The following is a 25,346-nucleotide window of genomic DNA, read 5'->3' as shown; positions in this document are numbered from 1 at the left end:
TTGGTTAGATATGGTTAATCCAGTGAGGCGCGTCACTGGCGCGTTTTGCTGGATACCTTGTAATTAAAATAGACCAGGAGGAATAGAGTGATGAAACAGGCACTTGACACAAGAACAAAGCTCTTAACAAAAACTCCCTGGCCGCTGATGATTGAACTTAGCATCCCTGCGGTTCTTGGCATGGTGGTCGTTGGGCTTTATAACATGATGGATTCCATCTTTGTCGGCCAGATGGTTGGTGACGTGCAGATGGGAGCCATATCGGTATCCTATCCTTTAACCCTTATCAATGCCGGTTCAGCGGCAATGCTGGGCGTGGGTTCTGCATCGGTACTGTCCCGCGCTATCGGTAAGAAGGACGAGAACACAATTAAGAAGATCATGGGCAACTTGGTTGCGATGGTTCTTCTGTTGTCCGTCATCTACACTGTTGTGGGTATGGTTTTCACCCGCCAGCTTCTGTCCCTGACCGGAGCCAGCGATAACATTCTGAATTACGCTGAGAAATATCTGCGGATCGTATTCGCCGGTTCTCTGTTCGTAAACTTCTTCCAGAGCGCCAACATGGTCATCCGTGGAGAAGGCCAGCTCAAAAGGGCAATGACCATTATTGCCAGCGGCGCTATTTTGAACATTATCCTTGACCCCATTTTTATCAGCATCCTCAACCCCTACGGCATGGGCATTGAAGCGGCTGCTTATGCAACGATTTTCTCCCAGTTTGTCCAGGCTGCGATTACCCTGTGGTATTTCAAGAAGAAAAGCCCCCATGTGAAGATCGGGCGTATCCGCATTGATGGTGAGCTGCTTCCCCAGGTTCTTTCTGTCGGCATCTCTGCTCTGTTAATGCAGATTCTGACCCTGGTGCAGCAGACAGTGATTTATCGTGTGGCATCGAACTATGGCGGTGAAACCTCCCAGCTCCTTTTAGCGGCGGCGCTCCGGTTCTGGAATTTCTCTTTTGTACCTCTATGGGGTATCAGCCAGGGATTCCAGCCTGCCGCCGGTACAAACTACGGTGCGAAAGACTATGACCGGGTAAAGACGCTGACCAGAGTTTTCATTATCGCCGCAACGCTGCTGTCGCTGGTGTTCTATATCCCCGCCGAGCTGTTCCCGGAAAAGATTTTGTCCATGTTCCTGACAACGCCGGGTATTGCCGCATCAGGTGCGACAAACTTCCGTATCATGTTCAGCACCTATATCCTGCAAGGCAGTTTTATGATCGCCGTGACCCTGTTCCAGTCTTTGGGTAAAGCGAAAAAGGCCACCTGGCTTGTGCTGTTCCGTCAGATCATTCTTTTTATCCCGCTCTGCGTGGTTCTGCCGATGATCGGCGGCATGGGTATTCGCGGCGTGTGGCTGGCGATTGCGCTGACCGATGCGATTCTGGTTGCTATTATCGCGTTCATGGTGGCTTATGAGTTCCGCAAACTGCCTGCGACTTCTTCCGTGAATCGGTAAGGAGGATCGCTTATGACGCTTAAAAAGTTTTTTGGTTCAGCGACCATTATTTCAATAATCGGCGTTGCACTTTGGATATGCAAAAAATTGAAAACTTGCCGTCAATGATCTGTGCGGAATAAAGACATTGCAGCAAATCACCCCAACATAAGGCCGGTGCTTTTCCATTTGGAGAGCATCGGCTTTTTCTCCGTTTGCACAGTTGTCAGGAATGTAATATAATCTAATTTGACTTCTGATTGGATTGCAAATCCTGCCGATTGGAGCGACATAAAATGAGGAAAGACTATATAATAAAAGATGCCAGGAGAATCCTGGCAGAACAAATAAGAGATAACGGAAGGAATACTATGAACGAAAACCCTATTACCAACGCTACGGGGTTGTCTGCGGTTATTCCAAAAGATAATGATGGATACTGTACCGTCTATAAATTGGACTGTGCGGATGGCCTGGGCCTTATGACAGTCTATCAGGTCTACCCTGGGATTCAGCTTATTTACAATGATTTCGAGGCAACGAGCTGTTATTGGGACGGAAATATTGGCAAGAACGTCCTGGAGATCAATCATTGCCGGGAGGGACGGGAAGGGAGCGTATTGCAAAGCGGCTCCTGCCTGTATCTCGGAGAAGGCGATCTCTCCATTCATACAATGGATAACTGTGCGTCTGAAATGTCTTTCCCGTTGAAACATTACCGTGGGATCTCGGTGGTGCTTGACCTGGAACTGGTTTCTGAAAATCCGCCGGGAATCCTCACGGAAAGCGGTATTGATATTGCAGATTTCAAAAACAAATTCTGTGCCGATGGCTCATGTTTTGTCATGCGGGCAAAAGACGATATTGAACATATCTTTTCTGAACTTTATTCCGTACCGGATCGCTTTCAAAAGCCATACTTCATGCTGAAGGTGCAGGAGCTGCTCTTGTTTTTGTGCATGGTGAATGTAAAGCAGGAAAAGCAGCGGGAGTTATATACTTCTCCCCAGGTGGAGATTGTGCGCCAAATTCATAAGCGGCTGATCTCTAATTTGCATGAGCGGCTGACGATTGAGGAGCTTTCCAAAGAATATCATATCAATACAGCCACGCTAAAAGATACATTCAAGGGGGTCTATGGTCAGCCCATTGGAACCTATATGAAAACTTATCGCATGAAACAGGCTGCTGCTCTGCTTCGCCAGACACAGGAAACCATCGCTGAAATTGCCAATCAGGTCGGATACGAAAATCAGAGTAAGTTTGCAACGGCTTTTCGGGATGTCTTTAAGATTGCACCGGCTGAATACCGGAAACAGAATAGTGGCGACTGATTGCCCAAGAAGAAATGCTTATACCTATTGCCATAGGTTAAAATAAAACCAGCAGAAACAAGTTCCTTCTTGTCCTGCTGGTTTATTCATAATCTTGCGGATCAGAGGCTTTGTAGTGCCGGCTGATAAACTGCTCTGCCATACAATCCAGCGTTTTTATGGCGGAAAACAATATTCCCTACAAGGTGCGGGCGGCACTGCTTCTGGTGCCGCCGAATACACCAATGCCTATCGGAGCAGTGACTCAATCCTTGTGGTACATTGCAGTTCGTTCCGGGGACGTCCACCGGGTGCAGCACTATCTTCGCACAGAAAGGGATACCGAAGATGGAGCAGTTATCGGCACGTCTGCTGTTAACGGCTGGCATCCTGCTGCTGATCGCAGAAGTGATTTTTGCCATTCTCCAAGTATGGCTCTATACCGACCTTCTCTGGGCGGGTGCGTTTGGATGCCTGATGGCAGCTCTGAACTTTCGGGATTCCAAAAACGACGGCGGCTAAAGCACACGGCATCGTAGTGCACGGTCAATGTGGAAATGCGAGCTACACCCGATTTTCCATATCGAGTGATATAGATTTGGCTTTGGGGGAGGATTGTCTATTGTATGCAAAAAATTGAAGTTGTTGTTCGCATCACGAAGGATCACTGCCCACCGCAAGAGCAGACGATTTTTGAATGGTTCGATTTGATGCGGAATCCCACAGACGCTCTGAGCCGTCCCGATCTGGAAATCAACTTGGAACACCACCGTGTTTTCAAACACGGAACAGAGGTGTACATGAGTCGTTATGAATACGGTGTTTTGAGTTTGATGGCACAGCATCCGGGCAAACTGTTTACAAAGGAGCAGATCTTTGAAGCAGTCTGGCATAAGGACAGCGAAAGCTATTTGAGAGCCGTCACCAGCACGATCGGTCGAATCCGCCAGAAAATAGAGGATGACAAAGATCACCCCCGTTATATTAAAACGGTTTCCAACATTGGATATCAATTTGTCCCATCATCGGAATCGGTGCGATTGAATCGCAATCTGTAATAAAAGCCATACCGTGAGATCCTAGTAGGATTCTTCGGTATGGCTTTATCGTTTTCTACGCTGTACGAAATCGGCATCCTTGCATAGATGACCAAGAATATTCTAAAATAGAGATAACTTAATTCAGGAGGTCAAACCATGCAAACATTTGAAGAAGTATTGACCCACTTCCATAGCTTTTTAGAGTCTGCGACCTATTTGGACGTTGTTCCATGCCGCTGGGGATATGTAAGGCTTTTTAATGAAGGCAATCCCATCAATTTCAATGCAATTCTTTGCCGTACACCACAAGAACTATATACGGCATTGGAAAATGATTTGGAAACAGAGATTCAGGTCAGCTTGGGAATCGACTGAATTGGTATAAAATTGGTTTGCTTTTGGGTTCGTTTTGGTATAGTGACTTTGAAAAATATGCTATACTGTACCACAAGCAAAACATTTTCAGGGATTTTCAATCTTACTGTAAAACTCTGTCAGATGCTTTGCCAGTGTGCGGGTCGAGTCCATTAAGGTCTCTCGCACCGCTTCTGGACAGGAAAGATAGATTCGATTGAACTCTTTTAACTCTATTTCCGTTTTACCCATCCCCGGAGTAATCAGCGCATCAAGCGAAACCGGCAAAACACGAGCAATCGCCAAAAGAATTTCATAAGATGGATTCATGCTGCCTTTTTCAATGTTGGCGATATGCTTCGTTGAAACATGGCAGCGTTCAGCAAGTTGTTCTTGTGTTAAACCTGCCAGCTTGCGCTCCTTGCGAACCTTTTCTCCAAGTACTTTCAAGTCAGAATTCGGCATCATCGTTCACCTCAATAGTATTGTATCGTTCTGGTGAATGACGCGGTATAACCTTGTATTTCCTGTGAATAGGAAGTATAGTGCCGATTTTTACATTTCCCGGTCGAGTTATAAAAAAACGGTAACTCGTCTGGGTGATTCTACGCGCCATCTGATCACAGTTGCCGTTTGTGGAGGTAACTGTGATTTTTTATTGGGGTAACGCATCAAAAAAAGCCTGTCTGCTGCCGTAAGCCAGACCGCCCTGAAGCAAGCACAATCGTTCCGTTCCACCATCCACAATCGTGCCGATGTGTTATATTGCGCCAGCTTCCCGCCATGGGAGGCTGGCGTTTTTGCGCTTTTGGAGCCAAAATGCCGCAGTCCACCGTTTCTCCTATGATATAGCAGCAAACTTTATATTTGGGAGGGAAAGTCATGCTCGATCATAAGAAGAAAGCAATTACGGAACACTGGCAGTTTTGCCCCAAGTGCAACTTAAAACTTTATCGAATGACCGCCGACTGCACTGGATTCATCCATATAAAATGCTGGCGTTGCCGGAAAATGTTATGGCTCGACCTTTCCATTCGGGCCAAGTAAACATCAGTTTTATAAAACAATCGGGTGCACTGCACTCTGAATATGGACTGTTAGCACCGAGCAACGGGCCATTGCCATAAGGCAATGTATGAAACGTAGCACCAAATGGCCGGGCAGCAGCTTGACTGAAAGATTTTCGCTTGAAAATCCTTCGGTTGGCTGTTGTCCGGCTATTTTTTATAGCTTCAGATGGCCTGCTCCCGAAAAGGAGCAGGTTTTATGTTTGCCCTCTTTTCATGGCTACCCCAAGCGGCGAAATATCCGTAGCATCTCCGAATTTTCGGCTTTTCACGTTTTATCGAAAATTTGGAGGTTACACATGAGTTTCAATAATGGCAATGAACGTCGCAAGCTGAACGCAAAGTGGGAGCATCTTCGTGTGCAGTACCGCGAAGCAGGAATGAGCGAAGATGCAATTCAGGCTATGTACGAGTTTGATTTGGGTGTTCTTAATAGCGAACGTGCCTACATCACTAACACAATGACGGTTTCTGGTGCTGCCGATGATTGCGCAGCCAAGGAAACCAGCGACTTCAAGCAGTATGAAAAAGCCCTTACCGTAACGGATACCTACCACGAAACCAAAAGCCGTTTTGCATGGATTGGTGAGATTGAGAACGAACAGTTGCTTACTGCACTCGAAACTTTGAAAGTCGAAGATTTGGAAATCATCACCATGTACGCTTACGAGGGATACGACATCACTGAAATATCTAAAGTCTACGGCGTATCCCGCCCCACTATTAGCATAAAAATCAAGAGAATTACTAAATTTTTGAAAAACTTCAATTTTAATGCTACGAATTGACCCTTCTCGATGGCTCGTAAGTGTAAGGGCAATTCACCAGATGGCGAAAGCCACTGAGCGAAATGTCTGCACTCATGTTCTTTGAAAACTGAATAGTTCCGTCATCTGGTACTCCGATAATGATACTTCCGTAATTCGCGGCCCGGTCACAAAGCAGACGGGGTGGCTGAAATGCCAATGAAGCGGTACAAGTCCGCTGCCAGATGTTTATGCCCCACTCGCAGGGAGCCGAGGGCGAATATGCGAGACCTTAACTTATTAAATCAGGCGTGGCCGAATGCTGTTTTCGGTCTTCGTCCACGCCTGTTCTTTTTACTTATTCCATATATCTGCATTTTCGTCCTACATAGGAGGTTTTATGAACGAGAACGACCGTACCACCTTAGAGCAAGCGATCTACGAGGAAATGGAACTGACCCCGGAAATGATCCGGTCCATCCGCACGCTCTGCGGTGTCTGCCTTTGTAGTTTTGTAGAATCCAAGGCGTTCAAAATCGCCATTGTTCCCAGCGCAGACCGCAGCATGGACACTTGCACAGTCTGCCAGACCCGGCGCGGTCATGACTACGTTGTGATGAAGCGCTGAACAAACACACCGCCCACTGCCAAGGAGGTGCAGCGGGCGGTGTACATATTGAAAAAGGAGGGCAGCTTTTGATTCAAAACTGGAAATTCCAGCGCGGAGACATTTTCTTCACCCGTTTCGACAACGCCATCGGTTCAGAGCAAAGCGGGAATCGTCCGGCAGTCGTTCTCCAGAACGATGTGGGAAATTTTTACTCGCCTACGCTGATCGTAGCCACATTGACAAGCAAGGCGGCAAAAAAGTATACCCAGCCGACACACTGCCTGCTAGTGAACGATTTTCTCTCCGTTCCGTCCATCGTTCAGGCAGAGCAGATTTTTACCATAGACAAAAGCAGGGTGCTGAAATTCCTCGGACACCTCACCCCGGAAGAAATGAGCCGGGTGGATGATGCTGTCCGTGCCAGTCTTGCCCTGAACCCGATGGGGAGCATTCAGCGGCTTCCACCCATCATCCGCTCTACGGCGGCTTACGCGCCGCCTGAGGTGGTTGACGGTAAGCCGCCCCTCTATCCCTACACGCCCATCAAATCATCCTTTGAGGATGCTGGGAGTGTCGAGGACATGATGCTGTACACCGAACTGGAAGCTGCGGTACACGCAATGATCCAGCGGCTGGAATACAGCTTCACATTCAACCCAAGTCTGCTCACCATCCCGAAGCGTAAGCAGCAGGTTGCTGAAATCCTGAAAGAAGCCGAAACGTACATCTGGAGAATCAAGGAGGAAATGCGATGCGCCTGAAAGACAACACCAATCCCTTCATCCATGTCAACCCGCCGTACCAGCTCATGGTCATCCACAGCAGCAAGCTGGTCTACCCCCGCGAACTGTATCAGCGCGGTGTGGAGCGCAAGCGTGTGGAACTGATTGCCGCCCACTTCAATGAATATGTGGCAAATGAGCCGAAGGTCAGTTTCCGCAACGGTCAGTTCATCGTAACGGATGGGCAGCACACCATCGAGGGGCGCATCCTCCGCAACGGCGGCAAAGATCTGCCGATTCTCTGCAAGGTGTACACGGGCATGACCGTGGAGCAGGAAGCCCTGCTCTTTGCCGAGCAGAACGGCTTTTCCGCTCCGCTGACGGCGGGCATCAAGCTCCGCGCCAAGGTCGTAGGCGGCGATGCCATCTCCAAAGCCTTTCTCGCAGCCACCAACCGGGTGGGATTGAGCCTCAATTATGACAGCCAGCAGCTGACCGATTACCGCATCGGCTGCGTTGGTACGGCTTTCCGGCTCTACAAGCAGATGGGCGAACCGCTCTACTGTGAAACGATGCGACTGATCGTGGCAGCATGGGAGGGCAAGCCCGATTCGTTCCGGGCATCTGTTCTGAAAGGCATGATGCACTTTGTGGAGCTGTACCACGGCGAGTTCAGTGAAGAACGGCTGCTCCGTGCGCTGCGCAACATCCACCCGGTCGATATTTACCGCATCGGGCAGGACGACCCCGCAAAGCTGCGCGGATGGAAAAAATACGTTTTTCCCATCTACACCGCCTACAACGGCAAGTGCAGAAAAGACGCACTGCCGATGAAATTTTGATATTCACAGGCATACCTCCCATATACACAAGGGGCATCCGCAAACCGCAGATGCCCCTTGTTACATATCAAAGTGCAATATATAGTGTTCCTGTATTCATTCAACACAACATATAGAGAAAAGAGGTATTCTATGCGCTCTCAGTTCACTTCGTATGAGCAGCTTCCCATCACCCTGACAGCCGATCATGTCGCTGCTGCGCTGGGCATCTCCCGCGCCAACGCTTACATCCTGCTCCGTTCGGACGGCTTTCCCACGCTCCACATCGGTAAGCGGATGGTCGTACCCAAAGACCGTTTTCTTCAGTGGATCACGGACAGCGTAAATGGCTAATCTGACATCCTTGATTCAAGAGGTCGCTTTATTTATACTGATTCACGAAACGACTTGACATCAGGAAGGAGGCAATATGCCAAGCAAACGTTCACACGGCGAGGGTACGCTTCGCCACCGCAGCGATGGTCGCTGGGAATTACGTATGATGGACGGCTACCAGAAAGATGGTTCGCCGCGCTTCAAGACCTTCTATGGCAAGACTCAGAAGGAGGTCAAGCTCAAACTGAAAGAGTATCAGGATGCGCTTATCAGCGGTATCCAGCTGGACACGATCCTGTACTTTGAGGATTGGGCCGATACATGGTTCGAGGGTCACAGGGATAATATCGCTCCCACGACACAGGAAAGCTACAAATACTGCCTGAAAATGCTCAAAGAGGGATTTTATCATCGCCCCTTGACCGTCATACGCCCCATCGACATTGAAAACTTCCTGAAAGGGATGCGGCGCGATGGCCGCTCGGATTCTTACATCAGCAAGGCACGAGGGATGCTCTACCAGATCTTTCAAAAGGCAGAAGCCAATGACCTTGTGCGCCGCAACCCGGTCCGGCTTGCTGAAAAGATGCGGGCATCCGGCACCGCAAAACGCAAGGAAGCCTTTACCACAGCGGAAGTCGCACACCTGATGAAGGTGCTGCCCGATGACCGCATGGGCTTGAGCATTCGGCTTTTACTCGGCACTGGAATGAGAATGCAGGAACTTCTGGCTTTGGAGCCGCAGTTTATTGAAGAAGATGGCTCTGTCATTCACATCCGGCAGGCAGTAAAGGTCGTAAAAGGTACAGTCAGCATCGGCAGTCCGAAATCCAAAGACAGTATCCGGGATATTCCGGTGCCGCTGAATGTCCGCCCGTGTGCCATCAAGCTGCGGGATACCACCGATCAGTTCATCTGGGAAAGCCCCAAGACCGGCTTGCCCTGCAATCCCACCCATTTCCGGGATGTGTTCCGCAAATCTCTGGAAGAAGCGGGCGATGTCCGCTTGCTCACGCCGCACAGCTGCCGCCACACCTATGTGTCGCAGATGCAGGCGTTGGGCGTGGATATCCAGACCATCCAGAGCATCGTAGGCCATGCCGATACCGAAATGACTGAGCATTATCTCCATGTTCAGGAATCCATTCGGCAGAGTGCGATCCAGTTGTTCAGCGAGGCATTTTCGGCCTGAAAATTGGACGGAACGGCACTAATTAGACCAGATAAAATCTTTGGCATTGTGGTCAAAATTGTGGTCAAAACCAAATGAGGCCAGCCTATAAACAAAAAAATCCAACGATTTCTAACGTGAAATCGTTGGATTTATGGTCCGAGTGGCGAGAATCGAACTCACGGCCTCTTGAACCCCATTCAAGCGCGCTACCAAAACTGCGCTACACCCGGATATTTGTTGTGGCTCATCGCTCACAGCTCCATTAGTATACCCGCTGCAGGCCGTTTTGTCAAGCGCTTTTTTTATTTTTCTTGGATTTTTTCTGGATTTTTCGCTCATCGTCCAGAAGCTCTCGATGGTGCGTCCATTTCATTTTCGGTGACTGCCATTGCCACGGCAAAGACGCTGTGGGCGCCCGCATCCAGCAGTGCCTGCGCACAGGCTGCGGCGGTAGCGCCGGTGGTGATGACGTCATCCACCAGCAGCACCCGCTTCCCTTCCACGAGCTCCGGCTCCTGCGCCCGGAAGGCACCGGCCGCATTTGCCAGACGCTCGTCCAGCGAGAGTCCTGCCTGATGGCGTCCGGCCCGGACGCGGCAGAGCGCCTTTGGTAGCAGCGGGAGGCCCAGTGCATGGGCCAGAGGCTGCGCCATCCGTTCCGGCACATTGTAGCCGCGCCGGCGGCTGGTGGCAGGCACCGGAACGATGCAGTCGTAACCGATGGCCGCACCGGAGACCAGACCCGGCACCGGCTCTGCAAAGTGCATCTCCACTTCTGCTCCGAACAGCCGGGCCGTCATCTCCACGCCAAGCTCCACCGCCGTCCAGCTTTCGCCTTCGTATTTGGCGCGGAGGATGGCGCTGCGGACGACGCCCTCGTACCGGTAGGGCGCAGCCGCCCCGTCCAGAGCGCCCAGATAGTGGCGGCTCGCGTCCAGCCGCATGACCGGGCTGCGGCGCAGCTCTTCCAGCCGCGGTGTACACACCTCACAGAACGGCAGCGTTCCCAGCACCCTGCGGCAGCAGGGACACCGCCTCGGGAAAAGCAGCTGGCGCATCTGCCGGGCAAGCTGCGCGGGGCAGCTGTAGTAGCCCGTCATCAGTCTTTCTTGACGGCGACGATGATACGCACCTTTTTGCCAGCCGCGCAGCCAAAGTTGTCGTACCAGCCGGTAAGGTAGTAATCATCGGAGTTGACGGAAGTGAGCTTGGTGTAGTAATACTGGCCCTTGTACCACAGGTAGACCTGCGTATCATCGGCCATTTCAACCCTTTCGCCCTTGGAGGAAAGGACGCTGGCCGCACCCACCTTGTCGATCTTCATGGGCATCAGCTGCACCATATTGCGGACAGCGCCGGTCGTCTCCTGGCAGACCGCGATGCCGCCGGCCAGCACAGGATACTTGATGGAAGTGCTCAGACTAACCTGCTGGCCGCTGACGTAGCCGATATAGGTCGCACCGCTGCCGATGAAGTTGAATATCTGGCTGACGGGAGTGCCGGTGATCTTGGCGATCTGCTGGAAGCCGAGGCCCAGAAGTGCGCCGGTGTTGCTGGTCAGGCGTTCCCACGCGGTGCTGAGGATGTCGCCGGAGATAACGCCCCACAGGATCTCTGTGGTGGTGGGTACCATGATGCTCTTCACCTGACTGACGACTGCATCGGTATCAATGGTGCCGTCGCCCGGCTGAGCCTTGATGGCGCTGAGAAGGGTGCTGTAGTTCGTGGCGACGTTCTTCACATCGTCCAGCACACCGTAGTACCACAAGTCACCGGTCACATCGTTCAGGATGAGCTTGTCGATCTGCCCCTGCGGGTTGGTGGTGTAGTAGCGGACATCGGAAGCCTTTAAGTTTACCCCCGATAGGCGGCTGGGACGAACCGTCCCAGCCACACCCCCTGTACTCGTATCAAGGATCTGCACGTCATCCGCCAGAGCCCTATCGCCCAGCGCGGTGGCGTTCTCGTTCACAGTGCCGCTGACGGAGCGCTCATCGATCGTTTCCACGCTCTCGCCTTCGGGGCTGACCCGCACTTCCACCAGCCAGCCGGTGGGAAAGTTCAGGCTTTTGTCTACGTTCACCTCGCGGGCAAGGCCGTCGGTACACAGGACCTTGACGGTCTGAAGCACATCGGCGCTGTTGTCCTCGTCGATGAGGTTGCGGGAAGCCGACTGCACCACGCCGTAAAAGACCTCGTCGGCCTCCTCGCCGGTGATGATGCCTGCGGCCACATTGTTCATGCCCAGCAGCAGAGTGACCACCTGGCCGACACCGCCGCCGTTGAGGGAGGACACCTGGGAAGCAATGGCCGTGCTGCCCAGCGTGTAGGACGTGCCTGCCACCGTAATGGAAGCGGGAGCGCTGGCCGTGGGAGACACCTCGGTGATGCGGCCTGCGGCACGGCGGGTATAGACCCACAGGGTCTTGAGGCTCTCGCTGTAGTAGTAGACGTCGTATTTGTTCAGCTCTGCGGAGCCGGAGACCTTATCGTTGCGGTAGACGCTGGCAGGGACGAAGGGCAGTACTGTGCTCTCCGAAGCCACGAAGGGACCTTCCAGGCTGCTGAGCAGGATGGTGGAGCCGTCCACCTGACCATTGCTCACGGTAAAGCCCAGGGTCGTGCCGTAGGCCGAACCGCTGGCGTTGTTGGCGGTGAGGGCATTGTAGAGCAGGACGGCGCAGTCCTCGTAGTTCATCGCTTCGCCCTGACGGCGGTCGAGGCCGGCACGCAGGCCGAGCTCGCCGGCCTTGTTGAGCTGGGCGTTGGGGAACGCGCCGCTCAGGTCGGTCATCTTATAGCCCATCAGCTTGAGCACTGCAGTGCAGGCTTCTTCCAGCGTGACGGCATTGTTCGGACGGAAGCTGCCGTCGGTGTAGCCGTTCATCCAGCCCTGCTGCACGGCGATGCGGACATAGGGCGCCCATGCCGAGGAGCCGGGCAGGTCGGTGTAGAGGGTCCCCACTGCCCCCTGGGAAGAGACGCTCTCCCGGTAGGTAGAGTAAGAGGTCAGCATTCTGGCAAATGCGCCGCGGGTCACGGCTGCATCCAGTGCGCCGGACTGCTCGGAATCCATGGCACCCAGCGTGATGGCAAACTGGACGGCGGTGTTGTTGCCCGCAGCCGATGCCGGCATCACCAGCATCGACACTGCGATGCTGACCGCCAACAGAAATGCGAGGAATCGTTTTTTCATGGTGTTACTCCTTATAGAAATCATCGCAAAGCCTCTCCCTTTGGGAGAGGTGGCGAGCGAATGCGAGACGGAGAGGGCAAGCCGCCTGACAAAAGAAGAGCATCCTTGCCCTCTCAGTCCCCTTCGGTGACAGCTCTCCCAAAGGGAGAGCCTTACGCATTTCGGAGAGGTTAATCATATCTCAACGCGTCAATGGGGTTGAGCCGTGCGGCGCGTTTTGCGGGCAGATAGCCGAACAGCACACCGATGAACACCGAGATGCCGAAAGCTGCCACGATGGAGTTGAAGGACGGACTGACCGTGACGTCCATGCCGTCGGTGAACATGGGAAGCACCTGATTGGCGATGGCCGACACGATATAGCCAAGGACGATGCCCAGCGTGCCGCCGAGGGCCGAAGTGGTAGCTGCCTCGGTGACGAACTGGGCCAGAATGGTCCTTTCCTTCGCGCCCATTGCCTTGCGGATGCCGATCTCGCGGGTGCGCTCGGTGACCGACACCAGCATGATGTTCATGATGCCGATGCCGCCCACCAGCAGCGAGATGCTGGCGATGCCGGTGAGGATGACGATGACCATGTTGATCATCTTATTCATCTCTTCCAGCCACTCGCTGGCGCTGTAGACGTAGTAAGCACTGTCGCTCTTGAAGATGTCATACAGTCCCTGCTCCACCGCAGCCTTGGCCTCGTTGGCCTGGCCCTCGTCCACCATGATGGCGGAGTAGGAGTCCGGCGAGCTTTCGTTGGAAAGGCGCATGGCTGTGGTGTAGGGCAGGTAGACGCTATCGTCGTCGCTGCCCTCCTGCTGGTCGTGATTGGAGATCTTGGCCTTCAGCACGCCCACGATGCGGAACTTGTACGCGCCGAGTTTGATGGTCTGGCCCACCGCATTGCCGCCGTAGGCCGTGCGGTTGATGTAATCGCCGATGACGCAGATCTGCTTGTTGTCTGTGATGTCCATATACTGGATGTTCCGGCCCTTGGCGAGGGTGTAGCCCTTCGACTTGATGTAGTTCTCATCCACGCCGTACACCGTACCGTAACGATATTGCGTCGTGCCCACCTTGGGGGTGTTGTCGCTGAAATCCAGCTGCGGCGAGATGGAGGAAAGCAGTTCGGGGTTCTTTTTGACGATGTCGTACAGATCATCCACCGTCGCGGTGCGGGAACCATAGCCCCATATCTGGATGGAGAGGGTGTTGGTGCCCATTGCGGAAAAGCTGTCCCGCATACTTCTGGTCATGCCGTTGCCCAAACCGACGATGACGATGACCGCCATGACGCCGATGATGATGCCCAGCATGGTCAGAAACGTGCGTAGCTTATTGCTCCAGACGTTCTGCAGTGCCTGGCGGAAAGTCTCTAATACCATTATTTTGCTTCCTCCTGTGCCGCTTCGCCGGACAGAGTGGGCTGCACGATGGCCTCGGGCGCGTGGGCGTCGCCGTCATACACCACCTGTCCGTCCTCCAGACGGATGATACGCTCCGCCTGCACGGCGATGGAATTGTCGTGGGTGATGAGCACCACGGTATGGCCCTCTCTGTGGAGCTGCTGAAGCATCCCGATGACCTCGCGGCCGGTGTGGGAGTCCAGAGCACCGGTGGGTTCGTCGGCGAGGATGACCGCCGGGTTGCGCACCAGAGCCCGTGCGATGGAAACGCGCTGCTGCTGGCCGCCGGAAAGCTGGTTTGGCAGGTTCTTGAGCTTGTCGCCCAGACCCACCTTTTCCAGCACATCCCTGGCCAGCTTGTGGCGCTCGGCGCGGGAGATGTTGGCGTAGACCAGCGGCACCTCCACGTTTTCCAGAAGGTTCAGCCGGGGCAGAAGGTTATACTGCTGGAAGATGAAGCCCAGCATCTCGTTGCGCACATCCGCCAGCTCGTCCCGGTTCATCCTGCCCACATCCCGGCCATTGAGCCGGTAGATGCCGTGGGTGGGGACGTCCAGACAGCCGATGATGTTCATGCAGGTAGACTTGCCCGAACCGGACTGGCCCACGATGGCCACGAACTCCCCCTTCTCGATCTTCATCGTGATGTGGTCGGCGGCCTTTACCAGCGTATCGCCCATCTGATAATACTTGCACACCTGCTCAAATTCGATCAGAGCGCTCATGGGGCACCTCCTTACCAGATACTGTCGCTGTAATAGTCATCCGACACAGAGCTGGTGTCGTAGGCCACCGTGTCGTCCTCCTGCAGGCCGCTCTTGATCTCGGTGTAGCTGTCGTCGCTGACGCCGGTCTCGACCTTGACGTAGACATAGCCCTCCGGTGCGTCCATGTCTTCCACCGCATTGGCTGCGCTGGGAGACTTCTTGCTCACCAGCACATAGCCGCCGCGGATAACGGCAGCATTCGGCACGACGAGGGCGTTGTTGGCCTCGGCCACGACGATCTCAGCGTTGGCGTTCATGCCGGGGCGCAGGCCGTCGGTGTCATCGATGCGGATGGTGATGGGGTAAGTCGTGGTGCCGCCGCTGGAGCTGCCCTTCATGGACACACGGGTGACTGTGCCGACATAGGTCTTGTCCGTCACAGCGTCAGCGGTGAGCTGGACTTTCTGGCCCACGGACAGTGCGCCGATCTGCAGCTCATCCACATTGATGACCATTTCCAGATAGCTCAGGTCGTAGATGACGCAGAGGGTGCTGCCGGAGGTCAGGGCGTCGCCCTGCTTGGCGTCCTTCTCAATGATGGTGCCGCTGATGGGCGAGGTGATGGTGTAGTTGGACATATTGTCCTGCTGGTTCTGCATCGAGATCTCGGCGCTGCGCAGGGACTCGGAAGCAGACTGGATGGATTCGGTCAGATCGTCGCCGGTCAGCTCGATGAGGATGTCGCCCTTGGAGACCGCGTCGCCCTCCTGCACATTGATGGCGGAAACGGTGCCGCTGGCCAGAGCGGTCAGGGTGCGCTCTGCCTGATAGGCAAAGGTGGCGGAGGCGATGGAGCTGACGCCGTTGATGCTGGCGGTAGCGGCCTGAGCGGTGGTCAGACCGCCGGCATTGTTGACCCGGATGGTGACGGTGCGCACCAGCAGGTTGCCGGTGCTCAGTTCGTCGGTGCCGGTGACGGCGGTGACGGTGCCTTTCAGCGTCTCAAAGGTGCCGTCCAGCACCACGTCGGCGCTCTGGCCCACCGAGAAGTTGGCGGCGTCGGCTGCCGGGAACAGCAGGTTCAGCAGCATCTTGGAGCTGTCGCGGATGACCGCCACCTCCTGGCCGCTGGTCACTTGGTCGCCCTTTGCGACCTTGAGACTGCTGACCGTACCGTCCACCTCTGCGCGGACATACTGGAGGTCTACGGTCTTGTCGTAGCTGCGCTGGGCCTGCTGCAGGGCGATGCTGGCCTTTTCCAGATTGGTGGAGGCGTCCGAGCTGTCGATGGTGTAGAGCACATCGCCCTCTTCCACCTTATCGCCCTCTTCAAAGCCGCCGGTGAGGATCTTGCCGTCCACCAGAGACTTGACGGTATATGTATTGGCCGGGTTCAGCGTGCCGGTGCCGCTCAGGGAGTTGGAGACATCCTGACGGACCGGCGTCGTCTCGGCGTAGGTCACATCGCCGCTGGCAGCTTTATTCCCGCCGCCTATGAGAAAGACAGCGCCCGCTGCCGCCACGACGACCACCGGCACGAGCCATTTCCAGTTCTTTTTGGCGAATGCAGACACACCGGACTTGGCTTCTGCGGTTTCAGCAGCCTCAGCGGACGCATCCTTTTTCTTTTTCCAGATCATGCTTTTCCTCCTATGGTATGCAAAAGGGCAGCGTGCCCCCTTTGCACGAAAAATCCGTTATTGGTAGTGTATCGCATTTTTCTGAAATACACAAGCGTCCAAATTTCATTTCACCTTTTATTTACAAAATTATTTCCGGTTTTTATGCAAAAAAGACACCCGCAGTGTCCTTTGCAGAACATTGCGGGTGTCTCGGATGATCTTGTCTTGTCAGGATGCGGCTTCGGCCTCGCTCAGCGGAGCCAGCTTCACATACACCCCGGCAGGGACGCAGGCCGCCCATGCACCTTCCTCGCTCAGCTGGCCGAACTGCTCACAGACATGGTCCGGGCATTGGCTGTCCTGAAACGAGATGGTGCCGTCTTTTACCTGTAAATGAACGACATAGCTGCCCACATCGTACAGGTAATCGTAGTCCTTATCCAGCGGCAGCACCTCGGTGATGCCGTCGCCGAAGTCCACGACTGCTGCCAGCGGTTCCGCCTTGCTGCGCGGACGCAGCAGAAAGACCAGCAGGACAGCTGCCGTCAGGATGACGGCTGCGAAGAGGAGGTTCGCCTTCCAGCTCAGGCGTTTTGCGCCTTTTGCCGGTCGAGGCTGCTTGCGGGTGCTCATGCAGCGTAGTCGCTGGCAGCAGCACCGGCAATGCGGCCAAAGACGGTGAAGTCAGCAACAGCGTTGCCGCCCAGACGGTTTGCACCGTGGACGCCGCCAGTCACCTCACCTGCTGCGAACAGGCCGGGGATGACCTCGCCCTTCTCGTTCAGCACCTCGGTGTTGGCGTTGATCTTCAGGCCGCCCATGGTGTGATGGACACCGGCGGTGACCTTCACAGCGTAGTAGGGAGCGGTGTTCAGGGGGGTGGCGAAGCTGGTGCGGCCGAAGTCGGGGGCATTCTTGGCCTCAACGTAGCCGTTCCACTTCTCCATGGTCTCTGCGAAGGCAGCGGCATCGACGCCCATAGCCTTGCCCAGCTCCTCGTAGGTGGAGCCGGTGACGGTGTAGCCCTTCTTGATGTAGCCCTGGATGACGCTGGAAGCATCGGCCATGGCCTGATCGACCACCAGCCAGCTGTAGCTGCCGGTCTGAGCGATCTCAGCGGCGGAGACGACGTCACGGGTGCCCACTTCGTCGATGAAGCGCTTGCCCTCGGCGTTGATCAGCACAGCGCCGTCGCCGCGCAGGCCCTCGGTGATGAGGGCAGCGGTGTTGGCCTCAACGGTGGGGTGGATCTGGATCTGGTCCATGTCCACGGTAGCAGCGCCGATGGCCTCTGCCATCTCGATGCCCTGACCCTGGATGCCAGCGGCGTTGGTGGTCATGAAGCCCTTCAGCTCGGGCTTGTACTTGACGACCATATCGAGGTTTGCGCCGAAGCCGCCGGTGGTCAGCACCACAGCCTTGGCGTTCACAGTGACGGTCTCACCGGTAGAACCGGTGGCCTTGACGCCCACGGCAGCGCCGTTGGCATCGGTCAGGATCTCGTTGGCGGTGGTGTTCAGCAGGATCTGAACGCCAGCCTTCTTACAGTTCTCCTCCAGCAGGGGGATCATGTAGGAGCCGACGGAAACGGTCTTGCCCTCTGCGTTCACAGGGCGATGGATGCGCTTGACGGATGCACCGCCGAAGCTGGAGACGTTGTGCAGGGTGATGCCGTGCTCGTCCAGCCAGTCGATGGCGTCAGCGGAGTTTGCGCACAGGGTCTCGACCAGCTCGGGGTCGTTGATGCCCTTGCCGCCGATCATGGTATCCAGCTCCATCAGCTCGACAGAGTCAAAGTAGCCGGTGTGGTTGGCCTGATAGGCAGCCCACTGCTCGGAGACGGTCTTTGCCAGAGCGGTGATGGTCTCGTTGTCGGCGTACTTCTCGGCAGCAGTCTTCAGGGTCTTCTCGACGCCGGCAGACTCGCCGAACTCGTTCTCGTCCTGATAGACGGTCTTGCCGGCGTTCATGCCGCCGGTAGCGCGGACGGAGTTGCCGCCCACCATGGGCTGGCTTTCCACGATCACAACGCTCTTGCCCTCGGCAGCAGCGGTGATGGCAGCGGTCATGCCTGCGCCGCCTGCACCCACGATGACAACGTCAGCGTCAACGGTGGAATCCTCAGCCTTGGTCTCGTCGGCCTTGACCTCGATCTTATAGTCGTCGGCGTTCAGGCCGGCGGCAGTCAGGGCAGCGGCTGCTGCCTCCTTGATGGCGTTGGAGGTGATGGTCGCGGTGGACACGCCGTCCACGGCGATGCTGCCGGTCTCAGCGATCTGAGCGGGCAGCTGCTCCAGTGCCAGCGTACCGATGCCCTGGGTCTCGTCCTTGCCCTCGGCGGTGCAGCCGGTGATCTTGCCGTCTTCCAGCGTCAGGGTAACGGTAACGTCGCCGCCCATGCCCTTGGCAGTGCCGATGAAATCACCGGACACGCCGCCTGCGGTGGAAGCGGGCTTGCTGCCGCAGCCGTAGCCAAACAGGCTGACGCCCACAACAGCCGCCATGGCCAGCGCAGCCACGCTCTTGCGGATCTGATTCTTTTTCATTGTTTCTTCCTTCTCATATTCGGGTTGCTTGTGTTCGGACATCTATCAGCAAAAAAGGGGGAGCTGCTCATTCGGAAAGCAGCTCCCTCTCGCTGAAACTTAGGAAAAACTTAGGCGTTAGCCTGAGCTGCAGCAACAGCGCAGGCGACAGTAGCGCCGACCATCGGGTTGTTGCCCATGCCGATGAGGCCCATCATCTCGACGTGTGCAGGCACAGAAGAGGAACCTGCAAACTGAGCATCGCCGTGGACGCGGCCCAGAGAGTCGGTCAGGCCGTAGCTGGCGGGGCCGGCTGCGACGTTATCGGGGTGCAGAGTACGGCCCGTGCCGCCGCCGGAAGCGACGGAGAAGTACTTCTTGCCGTTCTCGATGGCCCACTTCTTATAGGTGCCGGCGACCAGGTGCTGGAAGCGGACGGGGTTGGTGGAGTTGCCGGTGATGGAGCACTGGACGTCCTCCTTCTTCATGATGGCAACGCCCTCCATGACGTCGTTGGCGCCGTAGCACTTGACCGCTGCCCGCTCGCCCTCGGAGAAGGGGATCTCCTTGACGACGGTCAGGGTCTGAGAGGGGATGTCGTACTCGGTCTGCACATAGGTGAAGCCGTTGATACGGGAGATGATGTAGGCGGCGTCCTTGCCCAGGCCGTTCAGGATGACGCGCAGGGGGGTCTTGCGGACCTTGTTTGCGGTGCGGGCGATGCCGATGGCACCCTCAGCAGCGGCGAAGGACTCGTGGCCTGCCAGGAAAGCGAAGCAGGTGGTGTCCTCGCTCAGCAGACGAGCGCCCAGGTTGCCGTGGCCCAGACCGACCTGACGCTGCTCAGCGACAGAACCGGGGATGGTGAAAGCTTCCAGACCTTCGCCGATGGCGGCTGCGCACTCGGCAGCATCGGTCAGGCCGCGCTTGACGGCGATGGCGGTACCCAGAGTGTAAGCCCAGACAGCGTTATCAAAGCAGATGGGCTGCACACCGCGGACGATCTTGTCGCAGTCGATGCCCTTAGCGAGGAGCATCTCGTTGCAGGCGTCCAGAGATTCGAGGCCGTTGGCCTTCAGGCATGCCTCGATTTTCGGCATGCGGCGATCCATAGATTCAAAAGTTGCCATGAGTTGTTCCTCCTCTCTTATTCCTCACGCGGGTCGATGTACTTGACAGCGCCTGCTTCCTTGCTGAAGCGGCCGTAAGTACCCACGTTCTTCTCGTAAGCCTCGTTGGGGGTCTTGCCGTGACGGATGTCCTCCATCATCTTGCCCAGCTTGACGAACTGATAGCCGATGACCTCGCCGTTGGCATCCACAGCCAGCTTGTTGATGTAGCCCTCGGTCAGTTCCAGATAACGGACGCCCTTCTCCTTGGTGGAGAAGATGGTGCCGGTCATGGAGCGCAGGCCCTTGCCCAGGTCATCCAGACCTGCGCCGATGGGCAGACCGTCCTCAGAGAAAGCGGTCTGGCTGCGGCCGTAGACGATCTGCAGGAACAGCTCGCGCATAGCCACGTTGATGGCGTCGCAGACGAGGTCGGTGTTCAGAGCTTCCAGAATGGTCTTGCCGGGCAGGATCTCGCCTGCCATAGCAGCAGAGTGGGTCATGCCGGAGCAGCCGATGGTCTCCACCAGAGCCTCCTCGATGACGCCGTTCTTGATGTTCAGAGACAGCTTGCAGGTACCCTGCTGAGGTGCGCACCAGCCCACACCATGGGTGTAGCCGCTGATGTCCTTGATCTCATAGGCCTTGACCCATGCGCCCTCTTCGGGGATGGGGGCCGGACCATGCTTAGGACCTTTGGTGATCGGGCACATATTCTGTACTTGCTGCGAATAGGTCATAATCATACTCTCCTTTTGACAAATTGATGCCGTGCGGCAGAAGCTTCTCTCCCCTGCCGCCTTGCATTGACCGGGCCGTGCCGCTCTCTTTTCAGCGCCTTTCCCGGTACTACCACGCACAATTTTATTATAGAGGACGTTGGCCCAATTTGCAAGTCATTTCTGACAAATTTTTCGCAATCTTTTTACCATTTTCGTTTTTCTGCGCAGGAGCGCAACTTCTCAATTCGGTTTTTTCTGCGGCTCCCGCCGCACCGGCGCGACGGCCCAGATGCAGGCGAAGCCCGCCGCTGCGCCCGCGATGGCGAGGATGTGCCGCCCCTGCTCGAATCCCCAGAAATCAGCGATGCAGGGGAACAAAAGGCTTCCCACGCTCTGGCCCAGCGCCAGAAAGCCGTAGTTCACCCCGGCGTGGGGCAGGCCGAACAGATCGGTGGAGAGGGCGGGCAGCACCGCCGCCAGCGCCGAGTAGCAGAACGTCAGCCCCGCATACACTGCCACGACGGCCCACCCCCGGGCGAACAGGAACGCCGCCGAAAGCCCCAGCGACACGCCGAAGAGGATGAGGTCGGTGGGGCGGCGGCCGATCTTGTCGCTGAGCAGGGGCATCAGCAGCCGCCCGGCCGCACTGCCCACACTGCCCAGCACCACGGCCCAGAGGGCGGCGCTCTCGTCCAGCCCCCGCTCCATCCCAAGCTTCAGGATGATGGGGCTGAACAGCAGCACCGCCGGGGTGGAAAAGCAGACCGCTCCGGCGCAGAGCCAGTACTGCCGCGTGCCAAGCATCTGCCGGGGCGAGAGATCGAGGGGCGGTGCGGCCTTAGCCTTTCCCTGCCGGCTGGGCTGAGGCTTTTCGGGCGGCGGGTCGGTCAGCAATGCACTGCCCGCGAGGCAGACCGGCAGGGTCAGCGCACCCAGCGCCCAGAACGCGCCCCGGATGCCCTGCACCGGCCCGAAGCCCCGCAGCGCCGTGCGGACGAAGACGGTCAGGAACGCTCCGCTCAACCCCACTGCGCCCCCGATGACGCCGGTGGCGAGGCCCTTCCGGCCCTTGTACCACTTCTGGGCGCAGGACTGGATGGACGGATAGAGGAAGGCCGTGCCGAGCCCCGCCGGGATGCTGAACACCCCGAAAAAAGCACTTCCCTTCTCTGCCGGGAGAGCCGCCGCCGCGAAGAATCCGCCGCAGAGCAGGCCCGTCCCCCACAAAGCCGCAAAGCGTGGCCCCTGCTTATCCTGCAGAAAGCCGCCGATGACGCACCCGATGCCGAAAAATGCGATGAGCACCCCGAAGGCATAGCCTGCCCCCTGCTCGCTGAGGCCGTATTCCTCCATGACGGGTCTTTGAAACACGCCCCACGCGGCGGGCAGGCCTGTCAATACCTGAATGGCCGCGCCCGCCGCCAGGATGGCCCAGGATCTTGTTTTCTGCATTTCATGCATCACCTCAGAGAATAGTGTGTCCTTTTCGATTGACAAAAAGACGGTATCCTTTATAATTAGAAGTGTATCACAAAAATCATCTCTCCTGTTTCGCTGTCGTGTGCCCTGACCCCAGGGCACTTCCGTTTCCGGTTCAAGTGAGCTTGTGCGTCCCGCACAGGCCTTGCCGACACGCCAGTGGCTCCCCCTCTGGGGGAGCTGTCGCGTCAGCGACTGAGAGGGCTATACAGAAAGAGGACTATCTTATGAAAACTCAGGCCTTAAAAGGTATGCGCGACCTTCTGCCCAACGAGCAGACCCTGCGCGACTACATTCAGGGCAAAATTCTCGAGACTTACCGCGCATCCGGCTTCGAGCGCATCTCCACCCCCATGCTGGAGGATATGGAGAACCTCGACAAGTCCGACGGCGGCGACAACCTGAACCTCATCTTCAAGGTGCTCAAGCGCGGCGACAAGCTCACCGCCGCCCTGAACTCCGGCGACCCGAAAGAGCTCTCCGACATGGGCCTGCGCTATGATCTGACCCTGCCCCTGAGCCGCTTCTACGCCGCCAACAAGGACAAGCTCCCCCACCCCTTCAAGGTCATCCAGACCGACCGCGTCTTCCGCGCCGAGCGCCCCCAGAAGGGCCGTCTGCGCGAGTTCGTCCAGTGCGACATCGACATTCTGGGCGACGAGAGCCCCAACGCCGAGGTCGAGCTCATCGACGTGACCACCCGCGCCCTGCTGGGCATCGGCTTCGACGGCTTCACCGTCAACATCAACGACCGCCGCATCCTCCGCGGGATGCTGGAGAGCATGGGCTTTGCCGCCGACACGCTGGATTCCGTCTGCATCACCTTCGACAAGATGGATAAGATCGGTGCCGACGGCGTGAAGGCCGAGCTTCTCGAGAAGCAGCTGCCCGAGAGCGCGGTCAACGCACTGGCCGACTTCATCGCCGCCGGTGAGGTGACGCTGGACGCCGTGGCCGCCCGCTGCGCAGACCCCGCCATCGCCGACGACCTCAAGTACGTCCTCGCTGCTGCCAACGCCATGGCCGCAGGCCGCTATCAGGTGGCCTACTGCCCCAGCCTCGTGCGCGGTCAGGGCTACTACACCGGCATGGTGTTTGAGATCACCTGCCCGCAGTTCAGCGGCGCAGTCGCCGGCGGCGGCCGCTATGACAACATGGTGGGCAAGTTCCTCGGCACTCAGGTGCCGGCAGTCGGCTTCTCCATCGGCTTCGAGCGCGTCTGCGGCATCCTGCTCGAGCAGGGCTATCAGATCCCCGGCGCAAAGCAGAAGATCGCACTGCTCTACGGCAAGGACGCCGACTTCACCGCCGTCCTGAGCAGGGCCGCTGCCCTGCGCGATACCTACAACGTCACCGTCCTGCCTCAGGGCAAGAAGCTCGGCAAGCAGCTGGGCCAGCTGGAAGCCGCAGGCTTTGCCGGTGCCGCCTTCATGGACAAGGACGAGGTAAAGGTCTTTGCCGCTCAGTAAGGGCTGAACAAACCAAAAGCACTGCACTCCCCAAAAGTGGGCGGGTGCAGTGCTTTTTTGCGTTTATGGCTGCCGGGTCAGCCGGTTTTTTTGGCGTTGGGGTACACCCGCTCCATCCGGGCGTTATCAAAGTGCTCGTCGAGGAAGACGTCCAGCCGGTTTGCCGGGGCGAGGCCGCTGGTGCGGGCGTCGTACCGGGCCAGCGCCAGTGCCGAAAGCCCCATGTTCACGGCCATGAACACCGTCAGCACCACGGTCATCCAGGGCAGGATGTGCTTTTTCAGGTTTGCCATCAGCTTTGCGACGAGGGGGTAGCCGTACCGGATCCAGACCACCGCCGCGATGCCCCAGAAAAAGCAGTAGAGCAGGTTGACACGGCCTCCCAGATTGAACTTGAAGCCGCTGTAGTCCCAGAAGATGACGCCGAACAGCAGCTCACCCACGGCGCTGCAGATATACTCATACGCGCCGCCCATCACGAAGCCGAACAGGAAGATGGAGCGGTCGCTCCGCTCCTCGCTGCCCCGCAGCAGGACCGCCGCCATGACCAGCGCCAGACCCCACACCACGCTGAAGGGTCCCCACACGAGGCTCGAGCGGCTCATCCAGACGCCCGCCGTCACCCGGCAGAACAGCGTCTCCACCACGTCGCCGAGGAAAGCCCCGATGACGAAGAGCCAGACGAGGTCACCGAAGCTCAGAGCCTTTTCTTTCTGAGCAGTCGGCTCGGGCTGGACGACGGTCGGGTAAGCCCGCTGGATACGCTTTTCCACATGGGCGATGAGCCGCTGACGCAGCTTGTCCGAGTGCTTTTCCAGCTCGAGGTTGAGCTGTTCCAGCCTCGGATGGCTGGCGGCGTACCGGTTGACGGCCAGCGCTGCGCCCAGCTGGTCGAGGACGGCCAGCGTCATCGCCGCCCAGACGCCGATATGCAGCAGCCAGCCCGGCAGCAGGGCGCAGAGCCGCAGCAGCAGGACGTTGCCCCACAGCACGCTTGCCATGCCCAGCAGGCCCCAGAGCACCGAGTACTGCAGGCAGACGTAGCCGTCCAGATTGAACTTTTTATCCGAGTAGTCCCACCAGCGGCGGCGGTGCATCCTCTCGAGCAGCTTGGCCGTCACCCACTCCACCACGGTGGCGTTGGCCGCACAGCCGAGGAAGAGGGCCACCGGCGTCGAGCGCAGGTCGGCAAAGCCCACCGCCATCAGCACAGCCGCCGTGCCGTAGACGAAGCAGAACGGGCCGGACGCCACGCCGCGGTTGACGAAGGCGCGGCCCTTGATGGTCGCCACCACCGTCTCGGCTACCCAGCCGAGGAACGAGTAGACCAGATAGAGGACGCAGAGGGTATAAAAATTCAGCTCCATTGCCTGTTTCCTTTCCCATATAAACGGTTATAGGGCTATTGTATGCAGTTTTGGCCGCGTCCGCGCTGACGAAGAGGTCGGACTGCGGAGAACTTCTCTGAGACCCGCGCGTTATCTGATAAAGTTCCAA

At 56.8% G+C, this 25,346-nt stretch carries 24 protein-coding genes and 1 tRNA gene; 12 read left to right on the top strand and 13 right to left on the bottom strand.

Annotation, left to right across the window (positions count from 1 at the left end):
• The first annotated feature begins 90 nt into the window (after positions 1 to 90).
• From F3G95_RS12935 to F3G95_RS12910, 5 genes are all read left to right on the top strand, one after another.
• On the top strand, positions 91 to 1,464 hold the full coding sequence (locus F3G95_RS12935; protein ID WP_149795262.1) for an MATE family efflux transporter: 1,374 nt from the start codon (positions 91 to 93) through the stop codon (positions 1,462 to 1,464).
• Positions 1,465 to 1,739: 275 nt separating this feature from the next.
• Complete coding sequence (locus tag F3G95_RS12930) at positions 1,740 to 2,777, top strand: AraC family transcriptional regulator (RefSeq protein ID WP_149795261.1); 1,038 nt, start codon at positions 1,740 to 1,742, stop codon at positions 2,775 to 2,777.
• Between the two features lie 327 nt (positions 2,778 to 3,104).
• Positions 3,105 to 3,278, top strand: coding sequence for a hypothetical protein (locus F3G95_RS12920; protein WP_243130396.1), 174 nt, complete (start codon positions 3,105 to 3,107; stop codon positions 3,276 to 3,278).
• Between the two features lie 104 nt (positions 3,279 to 3,382).
• Complete coding sequence (locus F3G95_RS12915) at positions 3,383 to 3,814, top strand: winged helix-turn-helix domain-containing protein (RefSeq protein WP_005946641.1); 432 nt, start codon at positions 3,383 to 3,385, stop codon at positions 3,812 to 3,814.
• A gap of 138 nt (positions 3,815 to 3,952) precedes the next feature.
• Positions 3,953 to 4,171, top strand: a complete 219-nt coding sequence (locus F3G95_RS12910; RefSeq protein ID WP_149795259.1) for a hypothetical protein — start codon at positions 3,953 to 3,955, stop codon at positions 4,169 to 4,171.
• Positions 4,172 to 4,258: 87 nt separating this feature from the next.
• On the opposite strand, the gene F3G95_RS12905 is transcribed toward F3G95_RS12910, so the two are convergent.
• The gene (locus F3G95_RS12905; protein ID WP_112091919.1) at positions 4,259 to 4,615 is read right to left on the bottom strand and encodes a helix-turn-helix transcriptional regulator; all 357 of its coding nucleotides are present in this window, start codon (positions 4,613 to 4,615) and stop codon (positions 4,259 to 4,261) included.
• Between the two features lie 670 nt (positions 4,616 to 5,285).
• On the opposite strand from F3G95_RS12905, the gene F3G95_RS12900 reads away from it, so the two are divergent.
• The 6 genes from F3G95_RS12900 (at position 5,286) to F3G95_RS12875 (ending at position 9,644) form a co-directional block, all read left to right on the top strand.
• Positions 5,286 to 6,005, top strand: a complete 720-nt coding sequence (locus F3G95_RS12900; protein ID WP_338148895.1) for a sigma-70 family RNA polymerase sigma factor — start codon at positions 5,286 to 5,288, stop codon at positions 6,003 to 6,005.
• A gap of 358 nt (positions 6,006 to 6,363) precedes the next feature.
• Complete coding sequence (locus tag F3G95_RS12895; protein WP_179860586.1) at positions 6,364 to 6,591, top strand: hypothetical protein; 228 nt, start codon at positions 6,364 to 6,366, stop codon at positions 6,589 to 6,591.
• Positions 6,592 to 6,659: 68 nt separating this feature from the next.
• A complete protein-coding gene (locus F3G95_RS12890) occupies positions 6,660 to 7,334 on the top strand; it encodes a type II toxin-antitoxin system PemK/MazF family toxin (RefSeq protein WP_149795257.1) in 675 nt (224 codons plus the stop codon).
• Positions 7,325 to 8,137 (top strand): DUF6551 family protein, encoded by an 813-nt coding sequence (locus tag F3G95_RS12885; RefSeq protein ID WP_005930924.1) that lies wholly within the window; start codon positions 7,325 to 7,327, stop codon positions 8,135 to 8,137. Before F3G95_RS12890 ends, F3G95_RS12885 begins: the two co-directional genes overlap by 10 nt.
• A gap of 132 nt (positions 8,138 to 8,269) precedes the next feature.
• Positions 8,270 to 8,470 (top strand): helix-turn-helix domain-containing protein, encoded by a 201-nt coding sequence (locus F3G95_RS12880; RefSeq protein ID WP_005927005.1) that lies wholly within the window; start codon positions 8,270 to 8,272, stop codon positions 8,468 to 8,470.
• 76 nt (positions 8,471 to 8,546) lie between these two features.
• A complete protein-coding gene (locus F3G95_RS12875; RefSeq protein ID WP_243130395.1) occupies positions 8,547 to 9,644 on the top strand; it encodes a site-specific integrase in 1,098 nt (365 codons plus the stop codon).
• A 134-nt stretch (positions 9,645 to 9,778) separates the two neighbouring features.
• On the opposite strand, the gene F3G95_RS12870 is transcribed toward F3G95_RS12875, so the two are convergent.
• The 11 genes from F3G95_RS12870 to F3G95_RS12820 all read right to left on the bottom strand — a co-directional run bounded on the left by F3G95_RS12870 (position 9,779) and on the right by F3G95_RS12820 (position 22,353).
• A tRNA-Pro gene (locus F3G95_RS12870) sits at positions 9,779 to 9,856 on the bottom strand.
• A 105-nt stretch (positions 9,857 to 9,961) separates the two neighbouring features.
• On the bottom strand, positions 9,962 to 10,726 hold the full coding sequence (locus tag F3G95_RS12865) for a phosphoribosyltransferase family protein (protein ID WP_149795255.1): 765 nt from the start codon (positions 10,724 to 10,726) through the stop codon (positions 9,962 to 9,964).
• Complete coding sequence (locus tag F3G95_RS12860; RefSeq protein WP_149795254.1) at positions 10,726 to 12,822, bottom strand: S-layer homology domain-containing protein; 2,097 nt, start codon at positions 12,820 to 12,822, stop codon at positions 10,726 to 10,728. Before F3G95_RS12860 ends, F3G95_RS12865 begins: the two co-directional genes overlap by 1 nt.
• A gap of 170 nt (positions 12,823 to 12,992) precedes the next feature.
• Entirely contained in the window at positions 12,993 to 14,195 is a 1,203-nt protein-coding gene (locus tag F3G95_RS12855) for an ABC transporter permease (protein ID WP_149795253.1), read from the bottom strand.
• Positions 14,195 to 14,941 carry an ABC transporter ATP-binding protein gene (locus tag F3G95_RS12850; RefSeq protein ID WP_149795252.1) on the bottom strand — a complete coding sequence of 249 codons (747 nt, stop codon included), beginning with the start codon at positions 14,939 to 14,941 and terminating at the stop codon, positions 14,195 to 14,197. Before F3G95_RS12850 ends, F3G95_RS12855 begins: the two co-directional genes overlap by 1 nt.
• 11 nt (positions 14,942 to 14,952) lie before the next feature.
• Positions 14,953 to 16,563 (bottom strand): HlyD family efflux transporter periplasmic adaptor subunit, encoded by a 1,611-nt coding sequence (locus tag F3G95_RS12845; protein ID WP_149795251.1) that lies wholly within the window; start codon positions 16,561 to 16,563, stop codon positions 14,953 to 14,955.
• Between the two features lie 210 nt (positions 16,564 to 16,773).
• Complete coding sequence (locus F3G95_RS12840) at positions 16,774 to 17,178, bottom strand: NusG domain II-containing protein (RefSeq protein WP_149795250.1); 405 nt, start codon at positions 17,176 to 17,178, stop codon at positions 16,774 to 16,776.
• Complete coding sequence (locus F3G95_RS12835; protein WP_149795249.1) at positions 17,175 to 19,091, bottom strand: flavocytochrome c; 1,917 nt, start codon at positions 19,089 to 19,091, stop codon at positions 17,175 to 17,177. Before F3G95_RS12835 ends, F3G95_RS12840 begins: the two co-directional genes overlap by 4 nt.
• Before the next feature lie 110 nt (positions 19,092 to 19,201).
• Entirely contained in the window at positions 19,202 to 20,200 is a 999-nt protein-coding gene (locus F3G95_RS12830; protein WP_097801401.1) for a GGGtGRT protein, read from the bottom strand.
• A gap of 17 nt (positions 20,201 to 20,217) precedes the next feature.
• Positions 20,218 to 20,919: a hypothetical protein gene (locus F3G95_RS12825; RefSeq protein WP_149795248.1), complete on the bottom strand. Its 702-nt coding sequence runs from the start codon at positions 20,917 to 20,919 to the stop codon at positions 20,218 to 20,220.
• A 222-nt stretch (positions 20,920 to 21,141) separates the two neighbouring features.
• The gene (locus F3G95_RS12820; protein ID WP_243130394.1) at positions 21,142 to 22,353 is read right to left on the bottom strand and encodes an MFS transporter; all 1,212 of its coding nucleotides are present in this window, start codon (positions 22,351 to 22,353) and stop codon (positions 21,142 to 21,144) included.
• A 254-nt stretch (positions 22,354 to 22,607) separates the two neighbouring features.
• Here F3G95_RS12820 and hisS point away from each other — a divergent pair, with 254 nt between their 5' ends.
• Positions 22,608 to 23,849: a histidine--tRNA ligase gene (gene hisS, locus F3G95_RS12815; RefSeq protein WP_149795247.1), complete on the top strand. Its 1,242-nt coding sequence runs from the start codon at positions 22,608 to 22,610 to the stop codon at positions 23,847 to 23,849.
• Positions 23,850 to 23,926: 77 nt separating this feature from the next.
• On the opposite strand, the gene F3G95_RS12810 is transcribed toward hisS, so the two are convergent.
• Entirely contained in the window at positions 23,927 to 25,216 is a 1,290-nt protein-coding gene (locus F3G95_RS12810) for a putative ABC transporter permease (protein WP_149795246.1), read from the bottom strand.
• Positions 25,217 to 25,346: the final 130 nt, after the last annotated feature.

Source organism: Faecalibacterium sp. Marseille-P9312, from assembly GCF_902497445.1.
Lineage (GTDB): Bacteria > Bacillota > Clostridia > Oscillospirales > Ruminococcaceae > Faecalibacterium > Faecalibacterium longum.
This window is presented reverse-complemented; position numbering and strand designations above follow the sequence as displayed.